Origin of the sequence: Porphyromonas sp. HMSC065F10, assembly GCF_001808555.1 — a bacterium.
Lineage (GTDB): Bacteria > Bacteroidota > Bacteroidia > Bacteroidales > Porphyromonadaceae > Porphyromonas_A.
This window is the reverse complement of the sequence record NZ_KV793784.1, coordinates 52,711-67,418: the sequence shown is the minus strand read 5'-3', so window position 1 is coordinate 67,418 and position 14,708 is coordinate 52,711. Positions and strand designations below refer to the sequence as shown.

Sequence of the window (14,708 nt, the reverse complement as noted above, 5' to 3'; positions counted from 1 at the left end):
CTATGCGTACCGTACATATCATCAATGGACCTAATCTCAATAGGCTCGGAGCCCGCGAGCCCGAGCTCTATGGAGCGACCGCCTTTGAGGACTACTTAGAGAGGCTGAGGGAGCTCTTCCCCTCTGTGGATATCATTTACTTCCAGTCCAATCACGAGGGAGACCTGATCGACTACCTGCAGCAGGACGAGGTGCGGCATGCCTTCGGCGTGATCATCAATGCGGGCGCTTTTTCCCACTACTCCTATGCCATAGCCGATGCGCTACGGATGGTGGAGGCGCCGCTGATAGAGGTTCACATAACCAATACACATGCACGTGAGGACTTCCGAGAGAGGGATGTGCTCACGCCTGTCTGCGAGGGGGCAATCATAGGCCTCGGGCTGGACGGATATCGCCTTGCCCTTGCCAACCTCTGTGCCAGACGTGGATAAGAGATAAGTAATCAACCTATAGCAAAAAGTAAGTATCGTGGTAAAGGAGTATCTAAAGTCTACTAAGATCGTCGCTACAGTGTCAGACCTGCATTGCGACCAAGAGTTTCTGAGACAAATCTTTGACGCCGGCGTTAACGTCGTCAGGATGAACTCAGCCCATATGACTCATGAGGGATTTGAGCGAGTGATCCACAACGTCCGCGCTGTCAGCGACAGCGTCGCCATTATGATGGACACCAAGGGACCTGAGGTCCGGACAACAGCTACCGCCGACGGAGCACCGATTGAGCTGGAGACAGACCAGCAGATACAGATCCAGGCGGACCCGACAGCACCCTGCACCCGGGAGGTGATTAATGTGAATTACCCCGGCTTCATCCACGATGTACCGGAGGGAGCAGCTGTCCTCTTCGACGACGGGCTCCTTGGCCTGAGGGTAATCCGCAAGGACGAGACAACCCTCTACTGCACGGTGCTCAATGACGGGACTATAGGCTCCCATAAGAGCGTCAATGTACCCAATGTCAGCATCGACCTACCCGCTGTCACTGAGAGAGATAGAGACTCTATCCTCTTCTCTATGGCTAACGACGTTGACTTCATAGCTCACTCCTTCGTCCGGTCACGGAAGGATGTCGATGAGATACAGAAGATCCTCGACAGCGGACATAGTGATATTAAGATCATCTCCAAGATAGAGAACCAGGAGGGCGTGGACAATATCGACGAGATCATACAGGCCTCCTACGGCATCATGATCGCTCGCGGTGACCTCGGCATAGAGGTGGATCTGGAGAATATCCCGACGATCCAGAGGACGATCATACAGATGTGCATCGATCAGAATAAGCCGGTCATCGTAGCCACGCAGATGCTCCACACAATGATCCAAAACCCCCGCCCCACGCGCGCCGAGGTGAGTGACGTCTCCAGTGCGATCATGATGAATACGGATGCTGTGATGCTCAGCGGTGAGACCGCCAACGGGAAGTACCCAGTGGAGGCTGTACGGACGATGACGAAGATCATACGTGCTGCAGAGCAGCTCCCTCCGACGCACTTCTTCTCCGAGCTGACCTGCCCACGGGAGCAGGGCCCGGACCTGACCCGCTTCCTCTCCAAGTGTGCAGTCGACTCGCTCTCCCTCTTCCCCGAGGTGAGCGCCATCATCAGCGATGCCTACTCCGGACGGACCGCACGTACCCTCTCCTCCTACCGTGGAGATCGCCCCATATTAGCGCTATGCTCCCATAAGGCCGTTGCCCGTCAGCTCTCCCTCTCCTATGGTGTCACAGCCATCTATTTAGAGAAAGACAAGGCCCATGGCGAGGACAACCGACACTACCTCCTGAGAGGGATCAAGTACCTCCTTGACCAAGAGACGATCTCCACCGATGACACCATCGTCTATTGCGGCGGGATGCTCAATCCTCACATAGGGACCAATACACTGGAGATGTACCGGATGAAGGACTTTATAGACTTCCATGCCGATAGCTTCAGTAAGTGAGCATCTGAGAGAGCTGGCCATCGCCGAGTACGCTGAGCACCATACCGACAAGGAGCCGGCGATCCTCACTCGGCTTACACGGGAGGCTGACGAGCGACTGATGTATCCCCGCATGAATTGCGGGCACCTGCAGGGGCGCTTCCTCAAGATGCTGGTCCGGATCACAGGTGCAAGTAAGGTGCTGGAGCTGGGGACCTACGCTGCCTACTCCACCCATTGCCTCGCTGAGGGTCTACCCGATGGGGGACACCTCACCACCATCGATGTCAACGATGAGATGGAGCCTGTGATTAGAGCCAGTCTCAGCGAGACGGACATTCACGAGAAGGTGACCAGCCTCATAGGCGATGCGAAAGAACTGCTCACCACGATGGACCTCTCAGCGTACGACCTGATCTACCTGGACGCAGACAAGCGGGGCTACCCCGACTACTACCACCTCATCGTCCCGGCGATGAGATCGGGAGCTCTCCTCATCGCTGACAACACCCTCTGGGGTGGCAAGGTGGCACTGAGCGACTGTCACGACCCGCAGACAGAGTCGCTCCGCTCCTTCAACGACCTAATCGCAGAGGACGCCTCCGTGGAGAAGGTCCTGCTCCCTCTCCGAGATGGTCTTACACTTATCTACAAGAAATAAATACCGATATGAATCCGATACGAACCGCACGCACAGCACGGATGATCCAGAAGGAGCTAAGCGAACTCCTCCTCGCAGATACGAGGCTGACGCGTGGCGTGATCATCAGCGTCACGGAGGTACGGCTGGCTCCCGACCTCAGCTCTGCACGCTGCTACCTGAGTATCTTCCCTGATGCCAAGGGACCCGAGATCCTCAAGACCCTTCAGGCCAATACATCAACCATAAGGTATGACCTCGGCAACAGCCTTGCCAGCCGCATGAGGGTGATACCGGAGCTCTACTTCTACCTCGACCGGTCAGAGGAGTACGCCCGCAAGATAGATGAACTGCTGGACGCCAATCCCACTCACGACTACACGAGAGACGAGGAGTCGGAGGGGTGGATCTCCAGCTTAGACGACGAGTAAGGGAGGGGCGGCTCATGGGATCCGGATCAAGAAGTCTCAGCACGGCACTCTTCATCGCGTGGAGGTACTTCTTTTCACGCAAGAGTACGCAGGCGATCCATGTGATTGCCATCGTCGCTGTGACGGCTATTGCCATCGTGACGATGGTGATGGTGGTGGCACTCTCGGTCTTCAATGGATTTGAGCGCTTCACGACGGATCAATTTGCCACCCTCTGCCCCACCACCGAGATCCGTAGCGATGCCGGGCAGGACTACTCTGCCTCAGCCGTCACCCTGCCTCCCGGAGTGACAGCAGCACCGGTCCTGACGACACAGGCGCTTGCCAAGTGCGGGGACAATGCGATGCCGGTGACCCTTATCGGTATCGACAGCAACTATCAGCAGGTGGTCCCGATAGCCGACCACTTGGTGGGAGGAGACTTTGACACAGGAGATGAGGACTATCCCTCTGCGGTACTCGGCGTCGGTGTGGCAGCACGGCTGGGTGCCGGTGTGGGCTATCAGACACCCCTGACCATCGTGCTGCCGAGGCGACTGGGTCGGATGTCGACCATCCTCCCTCAGAGGAGCTTTGTCACACGAGACCTCTATGTGGGCGGGGTCTTCCAGGTCGATGATGAGGAGGCAGACGAGCAAGCGGTTTACATGCCGATCGCACTGCTGAGGGAGTTGCTTATGTATGACAAGGACGTAGTCACCTACCTCGCCACAGATCACATAGACGATCGTGAGCTCACCTCGGCACTCGGCCCGGGGTACAGGGTCCTGGACATTTATGAACAGAATCCCCAGGCTTACCGCGTACTGGAGATTGAGAAGTGGATCACCTTCCTCATGCTCGTCTTCGTCCTCATCCTCTGTCTATTCAGTGTCATCTCCACCCTTGGACTGCTGATTGTGGAGAAGCGTGACGACACACAGGTGCTCCTCTCCCTTGGGGCAACACCGAGTACCATCGACAGCATCCTGCATATAGAGAGCTACCTACTGACCCTAAGCGGTCTCGTCATCGGACTGGTGACAGGGATCTTGCTGGTCCTTGGTCAAGCGACTTGGGGGTGGCTCAAGCTGGGGGGAGATACCAGCCTTCTGCTCATCGATGCCTACCCTGTGGAGCTGCGAGGGAGCGACCTCCTTATGGTGAGTGCGATCATCCTCGTAGTGGGCTGGATCAGTAGCCGGATTGCCTTCCGACTCTTCAGCCGAAGAGAGAGAGAGGGATAAATAGGCCCGCTTTTCCTAAAAAGGCGGAGAAGATAAGGTGGAGAAGAAATCTTTTTCCTTACATTTGCCAAGACGGGAAGGAGGGGAATAGGATACTATTATCACAACCAATAAACAAAATCTCTAATGAGTACAGTAGAGACGGCACAAGCAACGATGCCGCACGGAGAGACCCTCCGAGACAAGTGGTACGTCCGGTGGGGCGTCCTGATTATGATCGCACTGACGATGCTCTTCGCATATATGTTCGTCGATGTGCTTTCACCCCTAAAGACTCAGTTGGACCAAAATCTCGGCTGGAGCTCATCAGTCTTCGGCACCTATGCGGGGAGCGAGTTTTTCATCAACGTCTTCTGCCTCTTCCTGATCTTTGCCGGGATCATCCTCGACAAGATGGGCGTGCGCTTCACCGCCATCCTCTCCGGATCGCTAATGGTGCTGGGTGCCGGCATCAAGGTCTATGCACTGAGCAATACCTTCCATGACGGCGGCTTCCTCTACGGCTTCGTATCAAGCATTGTCCCCGCTGACTTCCCCCCGTCTGCGGCACTCGCCTGCGCAGGCTTTGCCATCTTCGGCATGGGTACCGAGATGGGCGGTGTGACCGTATCGAGAGCGATCGTCAAGTGGTTCCAGGGGAAGGAGATGGCAATGGCTATGGGCGTCGAGATGGCGGTAGCCCGACTGGGCGTCTTTGCTGTCTTCCAGTCGTCTCCTCGCATCTACAATGCGATGGTAGAGAAGTTTGGTCCGGATATGACTGCCGCCCAAGGCATCCAGGCAGTGCAGGCACCGGTACTCTTTGTCTTCATCCTGCTGGTGATCGGTCTCTTCCTCTACCTCGTATATGGCGTGCTGGATCGCAAGCTGGACAAGCAGCAGAGTGTCACCATCGTCGAGGACGAGGAGCCATTTAAGTTTAAGGACCTGGGCAAGGTCTTTGGCATCAAGACCTTCTGGATCGTGGCGCTACTCTGCGTGCTCTACTACTCTGCGATCTTCCCCTTCCAGAAATACGCGACCAACATGCTCGAGAGTAATCTCGGTCTGAGTACAGAGACGGCATCAAGCATCTTCAGTCTCTTCCCGATCGGAGCGATGGTCATCACACCCTTCCTGGGGCTTTACCTCGACAAGAAGGGCAAGGGTGCCACTATGCTGATCCTGGGGTCCATCTTGATGATCGTCTGTCACGGGATCTTTGCCCTCTACCCCTTCACAACGGATAAGCTCTCCTTCGGGATCGCCATTGGTGCCATTGTGCTCCTCGGGATCTCCTTCTCACTCGTGCCTGCCGCCCTCTGGCCCAGCATGCCTAAGGTGATTGACGCCAAGGTACTCGGCTCGGCATACTCTGCCACCTTCTTCATCCAGAATATCGGACTGATGTCTGTCCCGATGATCATCGGTCGTGTCCTCGATGAGACCAATCCCGGTGCAGTGGCAGGGCAGGCTCTCAATTACACCCCCGCTATGCTGATCTTCACCTCCTTCGGAGTACTGGCGCTCCTCCTAAGCCTTTACCTCAAGGCCTACGACCGGAAGAAGAACCTCGGTCTCGAGCTGCCCAATATCAAGAAGGATAACTAATCCCCCTATACATAGTTTAGTCTCAAGAGGGTGTGCCGATGTCTCGGCACACCCTCTTGATCGTTGTGATCAAGAGCTTTTCGCAGAGCTGGTGAAGAAAGACCTTTGCAAAATGGTCTTTCGCCGAAAAAGCGGTGCTTTTTCGGCAGGGACTTTGCAGAATGCCCCAGATGCAAGGGACTGAGAGTGAGGGCGAAGGGAGTGTGCTTACGCACATGACCAAGCCCGAATCTCGAATGTGACGCCGCAGATGGGGTATTATGCAAAGGTCTCGAAGAGGTAAAATCGTACCTTTGCACTATAGAGTGATCCACTCCCTATGAGTGAGTGACCCTGTCGCTCGAGGCTTAGGTCTCGGGAGGAAAGTCCGGGCCACATAGAGCATCACGCTTCCTAACGGGAAGGCGTCGTGAGGCGCTCGATGCGTAACAGAGAATGACCGCCTGCTCGCAGGTAAGGGTGAAAAGGTGAGGCAAGAGCTCACCGAGCCGTCGGTGACGAGGGCTGCCGTACGCAGACGTGAGGGGAAAAATCATGTATACCGGCGACTGAGGGCTGCTCGTCCGATGCCGGGGGGTAGATCGATAGAGGTGTCGGGCAACCGCCACCCAAGATTAATGACAGGGACGCTTGGTGAGAGCACCAAGACGACAGAACCCGGCTTACCACTCACTCCTGAGGGAGGGGGATCACTCTTTTTATTATCACCATACCATCACCGACCTCACACGAGAGATATGCCTACCGAGCAGAGGGACAGCCATCAGAGTAACGACCTCCCCAGCTATGAGGAGCGACTACAGACTATCCGGGCGAGACGCGAGAAGGAGCAGCGGAAGGGCTTCTTCTCACGCGTGACACGCCGAGGGAAGAAGGCGAAGCGCTTTTTCTCAAATGAGATATGGCGTCTCCGTGAGGATGACCTGCGCGGTAGTCAGCGGTGGATGGTCCGAGTACTCCAGGTAATCGTCATCACGATCCGCGAGTATACGGATGGCAACTTGGGGCGAAAGGCCTCTGCCCTCACCTACACCACCCTCCTTGCCCTGATCCCCATGCTGGCTGTGGTCCTCAGCATCGCAGCAGGCTTCGGGATGCAGAGCTCCGTCCAGAGGCAGCTCTACGACTACTTCCCGGGACACTACACGGAGCTGACTCAGGCCTTTGACTTCGTTGAGAGCTATATGAATGTGGTCCACAGCAACACCTTCATCATCATCGGAGTGGGTACCTTGCTCTACACTGTGGTCCGACTGATGCTCAATATTGAGGATGTGATGAATGAGGTGTGGCATATCAAGGAGCCTCGCCCCTACAGCCGACGGATCCTCTGGTCACTCGCCTACTTCCTGATCCTCCCCTTCCTCATCACACTGACGAGCGGAGTCAACGTCTTCATCCGCTCATTCTCGAGCTTCAAGCTCTTTGGCGAGCTCTCACTATCGCCACTCTTCTCCTTCCTCAGCGGCTTTGGTCTCTACCTGATCTGGATCCTGATCTTCACGGCGCTGTATAAGTTTATGCCCAATACTCGGGTCCGCACAGGTCCTGCGCTGATGGCGGGGACGCTGTCGGGCGTGGTCTTCCAGCTCTTCCAGATGATCTATATTACCGGTCAGCTGTGGGTGAGTAAGTACAATGCGATCTACGGAAGCTTTGCTGCCGTTCCGTTGCTTCTCCTCTTCGTCCAGATGTCGTGGGTGATAGCGCTCTTCGGTGCGCAGCTCGCCTACTCGATACAGAATGTGGAGTACTACTACTTCCGCTCAGAGAGCGAGCACATCTCGAGGCGATTCAGAGACTTCATTGCAGTGGTGCTGATGAAGAAGATCTGCCTCGCCTTTAAGCACGAGGGCGAGGTGTACGATGGCGAGGAGCTGGCGAAGGAGTGCCACCTGCCGATCATCGTCGTCAATGACACGCTCGATAAGCTGGTGCTCTGTCGCCTGCTGATCCGTCAGCCAAATCCCAAGCAGACCTCCCGACCCACCTACCTCCCAGCACTCGATGTCAGCACGATCACTGTGCGCAAGGTGACCACCGCCATGGATCGGCTCGGAGCGGAGAATTTCCGGATCGACCTCTACAACACCTACGCCAAGGAGTGGCTCATCGTGCGGGACGCACGCTTCTCCGAGGATCCGGATAAGATGGATCTGCCGGTGATCACCCTCTGAGATGTCTCTTTATCCCTCTCTCGTGCAGCGGGGAAAACCGATAGTCCGGAGCCACAGACCATACGCAAGGATGGAGACGGGGCTAGCAACCTTTGTTGTCTGACTACTATCCTTAATCTACTGCACGCGAATATCTTCCGTAGGAATTCTAATTCTTCTGCCCTAAAGGGGGCTCAGAAAAGGACACTAAGGTGAGCCTTTTTTAGTAGTTTTGTATGCACTGCGAAAAGTAATGCATCGACACCATTCAACCACTTCATCCATGAATAGCAAAAGAAATATACTCGGCACTCTGATCATTGCTGTCACTGTCGTCCTCTCAGTCTGGATCGGGGCATCGGCCCTCCGTCACCGCAATGACGGACCTCGTACCATCACTGTGAAGGGAAGCGCAGAGCGATCCTTCCGCAGCAATCTCGCCACTTGGACGCTCACGATCACCGACCACAGCTCGTCGCCTAAGCTGGGATTTGACGAGGTGGAGCGACAGAGGGGAGTCGTGGTAGGCTTCCTCCACTCGCACGGGTTTACCGACGAGGAGATGGAGATGCTCGGTGTCTCCTACAATGAGCGCGTCAATGGCTACTACAATAAGAATCAGGATCGCTATGTAGAGGAGCACGACGGCTATGATGTGAGCCAGTCAATCGTGCTCACCACAGAGGACGTGGACAAGATCGACAAGACTGCTAAGGCAGTAGGCGAGCTCATCAACCTTGACGTCACCGTCAATGTGGGCTACCCCAGCTACTACTACACCAAGATGGCGGACCTCAAGCTGGAGATGCTCGATGCCGCAGCCGCAGACGCACGCGACCGCGCCGCATCGATCGCCAAGGCGAGCCACGGCAGCCTTGGTGCTCTGCAGAAGTCTCAGATGGGCGTCTTCCAAATCCTGGGACGCTACGCCAATGAGAGCTACTCCTGGGGAGGAACGCTCAACACCTCTGACATAGATAAGACCGCAAGTATCACCGTCTCCTCGACTTTCCTCCTGAAGTAATGACCCTCGACGAAGCCCGCCGACGGGTAGAGCAGCTGAGACACGAGCTGGAGGAGCACGAGTATCGGTACTACGTCCTCTCGGCTCCCACCATCAGCGACAGGGACTTTGATCTCCTGATGAAGGAGCTGGAGTCTCTCGAGAGATCCTATCCGGAGCTGATCACACCCTACTCGCCTACACAGCGGGTGGGAAGCGAATTCATCGGCGGAGTCGCCACAGGCACTGCTGTCGCCCACAGAGTGCCGATGCTCTCACTTGCCAATACCTACAGCATAGGCGAGGTGGAGGACTTCTACCGCAGACTCACTGAGGCGGTCGGAAAGGCACCGGAGCTGGTAGCTGAGCTAAAGTTTGACGGCGTCTCCATCTCCGTAATCTACGAGGAGGGACTACTGCACCAAGCTCTCACCCGAGGGGACGGGCAGTATGGCGAGGATGTGACTCAGGCAATCAGGGCAATCCGGGCGATCCCGCTCCGGCTCAAGGGCGATAATCTCCCAGACCGAGTGGAGGTCCGGGGAGAGATCCTGCTGCCTTGGCGGGAATTTCAGCGGCTGAATGCGGCTCGCGAGGAGGCGGGCGAGGCTCCCTTTGCCAACCCTCGCAACGCTGTCTCAGGTACGATCAAGACGAGGGAGAATATCGCCGCCGTGGTGAGCCACCGGCGGCCAACGGCGCGCTTCTACTACCTCCTCAGCGATGATGAGGACTGGCTGCCGGAGCGTCACTCCGATCGGCTGGAGCGGATGCGAGAGATGGGGCTCCCCGTCAGCACTCACAGCGCCCTCTGCCACTCTGTGGAGGAGGTCGACAAGTATCTCAACTACTGGGATCTCCACCGGCACGAGCTAGAGGTGGCGACTGACGGGGTGGTGCTGAAGGTCAACGACTACTCCCTCCATGAGCGGATCGGGATGACGGCAAAAAGTCCTAAGTGGGCGATCGCCTATAAGTACGATGCCGAGAAGGCTATTACGAGGCTTCTGGAAGTTCGCTACCAGACTGGGCGAAGCGGCATCGTCACACCGGTAGCACTGCTGGAGCCGGTAGAGCTCTCCGGGACCACCGTCTCCCGTGCGACACTCAATAATGAGGACTTCATCCGCAACCTAGGCCTCCATGAGAGAGACCTCGTGTCGGTGGAGAAAGGGGGTGAGATCATCCCCAAGATCACCCTTGTGCGCAAGGACCTGAGAGACGAGCAGGTGGGAGCTCCGGTCTCTATGCCAGAGAGCTGCCCATCCTGTGGCACCACTCTCATCCGGCATGAGGGCGAGGCGGGACTCTTTTGCCCCAATAAGTGGGACTGTCCTGCTCAGGTAGAGGGGCGGATAGAGCACTTCTGCAGTCGCAAGGCGATGGACATCTTCATCGGTCCGAGCAGCATTAACGCCCTCACCACGATCCTCGGTCTGCGCTCAGTGGACCGGCTCTACACGCTCACCGAGAGGGATCTGCTCCGACTGCCGCTCTTCAAGGAGACAAAGGCGGAGAACCTCCTTAAGAGCATCGAGGAGAGCAAGGAGAAGCCCTTTGAGCGGGTACTCTTTGCCCTCGGCATCCCCCTCGTAGGGAGCAAGGTGGCGGAGACACTTGCCCGGTATGCCGGGTCGATTGACAAACTATTAGAGGCCTCCGAGGAGGAGCTGCAGAGCATCCCAGAGGTGGGTCCGATGATCGCCCGGAGCGTGAGGGACTACGCCGAGGAGCCCCGGTCCCGGCAGTTGGTCGCTAATCTAAAGGCTGCAGGCCTCCACTTCGAGATCAAGGAGGAGGAGCAGACCGGCCCCACCTCTGATACCTTTGCCGGTCAGACCATCGTGATCAGCGGAGTCTTCCACACCATCACTCGCGATGAGCTCAAGGAGCTGCTTGCCCGCCATGGGGCGCGTGTCGGCAGCAGTATCTCCGGTAAGACCTCACTCCTCGTCCATGGCGAAAATATGGGACCGGCTAAGCTCGCCAAGGCGGAGCAACTCGGTGTAAAGATGATGACCGAGGAGCAGTTTTTTGACACCTATAGAGACCTAAGATAAGACAGCATAATGGCAGACTCGCAATCCTTCGTACACCTCCACGTCCACTCCTTCTTCTCCATCCTTGATGGGGCCTCCTCGGTGGAGACGCTGGTGGATACAGCGATCGCACATGGTCAGCGTGGTATGGCACTGACTGATCACGGCGTGATGTACGGCATCAAGACGCTGCACGACTACTGCAATAGCAAGAATAAGCCGATCAAGGGCGAGATCAAGGAGCTTACGGCACGGCTGGCAGAGGAGTCCGACGAGGCAGCGAAGGCGCAGATCCGACAGGAGATAGAGGAGAAGAAGAAGAAGATCTTCAAGCCGATCTTTGGCTGCGAGTGCTACTGCGCCCGAAATGGCCGGGAGAATAAAAGCTCGGTCGAGGACCGAAGCGGGTACCACCTCATAGTGCTGGCCAAGAATAAGCAGGGGTACCACAATCTGATCAAGCTGGCATCAGAGGCCTTCTCGACCGGCTTTTACTATAAGCCGAGGATAGACAAGGAGTTGCTTGAGAAGTACCACGAGGGGCTGATCGTCTCCAGCGCCTGCCTCGGAGGCGAGATCCCCCAGCACATCCTCCACGACGACATCGAGGGGGCGAGGAGCGCCATCCGGTGGTTCAAGGGACTCTTCGGTGAGGACTTCTACTTAGAGCTACAGCGACACAAGACCACTAAGCCACGGGGCAATCAGGAGACCTTTGTAAAGCAGGAGAAAGTCAACAAGGTACTGATGCAACTCGCACGGGAAGAGGGTGTGAAGCTCATTGCCACCAATGACTCCCACTTCGCACATGAGGATGACGGAGAGGCTCATGAGCGACTGATCTGCCTCAGCACAGGCAAGACCTTCAACGACCCCAATAGGCTTACCTATACCAAGCAGGAGTGGCTCAAGAGCACAGAGGAGATGAGTGCGATCTTCTCTGACGTGCCCGAGGCGCTGAGCAATACCTCTGAGATCCTCGACAAGGTGGAGATCTACTCCATCGACAGTGACCCACTGATGCCTGACTTCCCGATCCCGGAGGGCTTTGCCGACGCTGACGACTACCTCAGGCACCTCTCTTACGAGGGAGCTAAGAAGCGCTATGGTGAGGAGCTCTCCGATGAGGTAAAAGAGCGACTGGACTACGAGCTGGACGTGATCAAGACCATGGGATTTCCCGGCTACTTCCTCATCGTGCAGGACTACATCATCAATGCGCGAAAGCTCGGCATCATCGTCGGGCCGGGACGTGGCTCTGCCGCCGGCTCCATCGTCGCCTACTCGCTCACGATCACCGACCTCGACCCGCTGAAGTACCACCTGCTCTTCGAGCGCTTCCTCAATCCTGACCGCATCTCTCTCCCGGATATTGATGTCGACTTTGATAACGAGGGGCGACAGCAGATCCTTGAGTGGGTGACCGAGAAGTATGGAGCAGATCACGTAGCACACATCGTCACCTACGGCACGATGGCAGCCAAGAGTTCGATCAAGGATATGGGGCGTGTGCTACAGCTCCCCCTGCCTGAGACCAATGCCATCGCCAAGCTGATCCCCGACCGCATCGGTGACAAGAAGGACCCCTCCATCAAGATGTCCAGAGAGAACGTCCCGGAGCTCAATGACATCCTGTATGGCCCCGACATAACGCAGAGAGAGGTGCTGAAGTACGCCGAGCAGCTGGAGGGCACGGTGCGCAACGTCGGCGTCCATGCCTGTGGCATCATCATCAGCAAAGTGCCGATCTCGGACGTCGTCCCCTCCTGGGTCACCCTCGACAGCCTGACCAATAAGGACATCTTGGTCACCCAGTATGATGGCAGCGTCATCGAGTCCACCGGGCTGATCAAGATGGACTTCCTCGGGCTGAAGACGCTATCGATCATCCGTGCCGCATTAGACAACGTCAAGCTCAATCACAAGGTCGACATTGACATCAACAGCATCCCCCTTGATGATGAGCTGACCTACAAGCTCTTCAGCGAGGGAGACACGATGGCGATCTTCCAATTTGAGTCCCCCGGGATGCAGCGCTCTCTCAAGGAGCTGCAGCCCTCTGTCTTTGAGGACCTCATTGCCATGGTCGCCCTCTACCGCCCGGGACCGATGGACAACATCCCTTCATTCATCGCACGCAAGCACGGCAAGGAGGAGATCACCTACGAGCTCCCGGTAATGAAGGAGGACCTGGCAGAGACCTACGGGATCACCGTCTACCAAGAGCAGGTGATGCTCCTGTCACGCAAGATCGCCAACTTTACCCGCGGTCAGTCCGACAACCTCCGTAAGGCGATGGGGAAAAAGAAGATCAAGATGATGCAAGCACTCAAGGTGAAGTATCTCGAGGGCGGTCGGGCAAACGGCTACCCCGACGATACACTGGAGCACATCTGGTCCGAGTGGGAGAAATTTGCCTCCTACGCCTTCAATAAGAGCCACGCCGCCTGCTACGCCTGGATCTCCTACCAGACCGCTTACCTCAAGGCTCACTACCCCAGCGAGTATATGGCGGGCGTGCTGAGCATCAACCTCAGCGACCTTGCCAAGATCACCAAGTACATAGGTACCTGCCAGCAAATGGGGATCAAGGTACTCTGCCCGGATGTCAATGAGTCGGAGTGCACCTTTGCCGCCAATAAGAGTGGAGACATCCGCTTCGGTCTCGGCGCCATCAAGGGCTTTAGCAATGCAGCCGCACAAGACATCGTCAACGAGAGGAAGGAGAATGGTCCCTACACCGACATCTACGATTTCTTTGAGCGAATCCCTGCCAGCGTAGCTACGAAGAAGACCTGCGAGTCGCTGGTGCTGAGTGGCGCCTTTGATTCCTTTGGCACGTTCACCCGCGAGGACTTCCTCGACCCCGACGATACGCCCAAGAAAGAGACTTTCCTCGATAAGCTGCTTCGCTTCAGCGAGGATAGCCGATCCTCCCGGATGTCCAGCCAGGCTTCACTCTTCGGAGATACCAATTTCCAAGAAATGTCCCGCCCCTCACCCGATCACCGCGCACAGCCGTGGAGCGACATCGAGAAGCTCAATAAGGAGAAAGCGCTACTCGGTATCTACATCACCGCCTCTCCCCTCGATAAGTATGCCCTGATCCTCAGGGAGCTCTGCAACATCCCCTGCAGCGAGGTGACCGACGGACTCGACAGCTACGCCGGCAAGGGCGCCCTACGCTTCGGAGGCGTCGTGACAGACTATGCCGAGAGGACCTCCAAGAGTGGCAATCCCTATGGGATCCTGACGATACAGGACTACGATGGCGAGGGGAAGCTCTACCTCTTTGGGGACCAATTCACCACCTACCGCAATTTTGGCAAGGAGGGGCTCTACATCCTTGTCACCGTAAAGGTCAATCCTCCTAAGTGGGAGGGCGGCCGTCCCTTCCGCGAAGTGCAGTCGATCCAGCTGCTGGATCAGGTAGTAGATACCGCCTTCTCCACCCTTGACATTACCATCCCTGAGGATGCAATCACCGAGGAGCTCTACGACACCCTCGTGAGTGGCGCCGGCGAGCTGAAGCCGGGCAGTGTCTCACTCAATATATTCGTCACCGACCGACAGAGTAAGATCACCCTCAAGATGACCAACCACAGCCGGCGACTCTCCGTCACAAGTGACTTTATTGACAGCCTCAAGGGCTTTGAGGGGATCCGATATCAGCTCAGCTGAGGATGGCACGGAAATA

Annotated in this window: 10 protein-coding genes and 1 other RNA gene; all 11 read left to right on the top strand. The window is 56.5% G+C overall.

All coding sequences use genetic code 11. The features are described 5' to 3' along the window. Positions 1-2: 2 nt before the first annotated feature. Positions 3-434, top strand: a complete 432-nt coding sequence (locus HMPREF2890_RS04930) for a type II 3-dehydroquinate dehydratase (RefSeq protein WP_070466156.1) — start codon at positions 3-5, stop codon at positions 432-434. 37 nt (positions 435-471) lie between these two features. After that, on the top strand, positions 472-1,947 hold the full coding sequence (gene pyk / locus HMPREF2890_RS04925) for a pyruvate kinase (RefSeq protein WP_070466154.1): 1,476 nt from the start codon (positions 472-474) through the stop codon (positions 1,945-1,947). Next, positions 1,925-2,587, top strand: a complete 663-nt coding sequence (locus tag HMPREF2890_RS04920) for an O-methyltransferase (protein WP_083289809.1) — start codon at positions 1,925-1,927, stop codon at positions 2,585-2,587. The genes pyk and HMPREF2890_RS04920 overlap by 23 nt, the downstream gene beginning before the upstream one ends. A gap of 8 nt (positions 2,588-2,595) precedes the next feature. Then, complete coding sequence (locus HMPREF2890_RS04915; RefSeq protein ID WP_070466152.1) at positions 2,596-2,997, top strand: ribosome-binding factor A; 402 nt, start codon at positions 2,596-2,598, stop codon at positions 2,995-2,997. 14 nt (positions 2,998-3,011) lie between these two features. Beyond that, positions 3,012-4,223, top strand: coding sequence for an ABC transporter permease (locus tag HMPREF2890_RS04910; RefSeq protein WP_070466150.1), 1,212 nt, complete (start codon positions 3,012-3,014; stop codon positions 4,221-4,223). A 156-nt stretch (positions 4,224-4,379) separates the two neighbouring features. Continuing rightward, the gene (locus tag HMPREF2890_RS04905) at positions 4,380-5,813 is read left to right on the top strand and encodes an MFS transporter (RefSeq protein WP_070466148.1); all 1,434 of its coding nucleotides are present in this window, start codon (positions 4,380-4,382) and stop codon (positions 5,811-5,813) included. 320 nt (positions 5,814-6,133) lie between these two features. Beyond that, an RNA gene (rnpB, locus tag HMPREF2890_RS04900) (RNase P RNA component class A) lies at positions 6,134-6,493 on the top strand. A gap of 57 nt (positions 6,494-6,550) precedes the next feature. Beyond that, the gene (locus tag HMPREF2890_RS04895) at positions 6,551-7,990 is read left to right on the top strand and encodes a YihY/virulence factor BrkB family protein (protein ID WP_083289808.1); all 1,440 of its coding nucleotides are present in this window, start codon (positions 6,551-6,553) and stop codon (positions 7,988-7,990) included. A gap of 262 nt (positions 7,991-8,252) precedes the next feature. Next, positions 8,253-8,993 carry an SIMPL domain-containing protein gene (locus HMPREF2890_RS04890; protein ID WP_070466146.1) on the top strand — a complete coding sequence of 247 codons (741 nt, stop codon included), beginning with the start codon at positions 8,253-8,255 and terminating at the stop codon, positions 8,991-8,993. Then, positions 8,993-11,032, top strand: coding sequence for an NAD-dependent DNA ligase LigA (gene ligA / locus HMPREF2890_RS04885; protein WP_070466144.1), 2,040 nt, complete (start codon positions 8,993-8,995; stop codon positions 11,030-11,032). Before HMPREF2890_RS04890 ends, ligA begins: the two co-directional genes overlap by 1 nt. Before the next feature lie 9 nt (positions 11,033-11,041). After that, positions 11,042-14,692 (top strand): DNA polymerase III subunit alpha, encoded by a 3,651-nt coding sequence (gene dnaE / locus HMPREF2890_RS04880; RefSeq protein ID WP_070466142.1) that lies wholly within the window; start codon positions 11,042-11,044, stop codon positions 14,690-14,692. The last annotated feature ends 16 nt before the right edge of the window (positions 14,693-14,708 follow it).

Excerpts from the sequence above, each read along its gene's own strand:
- HMPREF2890_RS04920 (WP_083289809.1), top strand. The coding sequence starts at position 1,925 with ATGCCGATAGCTTCAGTAAGTGAGCATCTGAGAGAGCTGGCCATCGCC.
- HMPREF2890_RS04910 (WP_070466150.1), top strand. The coding sequence starts at position 3,012 with ATGGGATCCGGATCAAGAAGTCTCAGCACGGCACTCTTCATCGCGTGG.
- HMPREF2890_RS04890 (WP_070466146.1), top strand. The coding sequence starts at position 8,253 with ATGAATAGCAAAAGAAATATACTCGGCACTCTGATCATTGCTGTCACT.
- HMPREF2890_RS04915 (WP_070466152.1), top strand. The coding sequence starts at position 2,596 with ATGAATCCGATACGAACCGCACGCACAGCACGGATGATCCAGAAGGAG.
- HMPREF2890_RS04930 (WP_070466156.1), top strand. The coding sequence starts at position 3 with ATGCGTACCGTACATATCATCAATGGACCTAATCTCAATAGGCTCGGA.
- HMPREF2890_RS04905 (WP_070466148.1), top strand. The coding sequence starts at position 4,380 with ATGCCGCACGGAGAGACCCTCCGAGACAAGTGGTACGTCCGGTGGGGC.
- HMPREF2890_RS04895 (WP_083289808.1), top strand. The coding sequence starts at position 6,551 with ATGCCTACCGAGCAGAGGGACAGCCATCAGAGTAACGACCTCCCCAGC.
- ligA (WP_070466144.1), top strand. The coding sequence starts at position 8,993 with ATGACCCTCGACGAAGCCCGCCGACGGGTAGAGCAGCTGAGACACGAG.
- dnaE (WP_070466142.1), top strand. The coding sequence starts at position 11,042 with ATGGCAGACTCGCAATCCTTCGTACACCTCCACGTCCACTCCTTCTTC.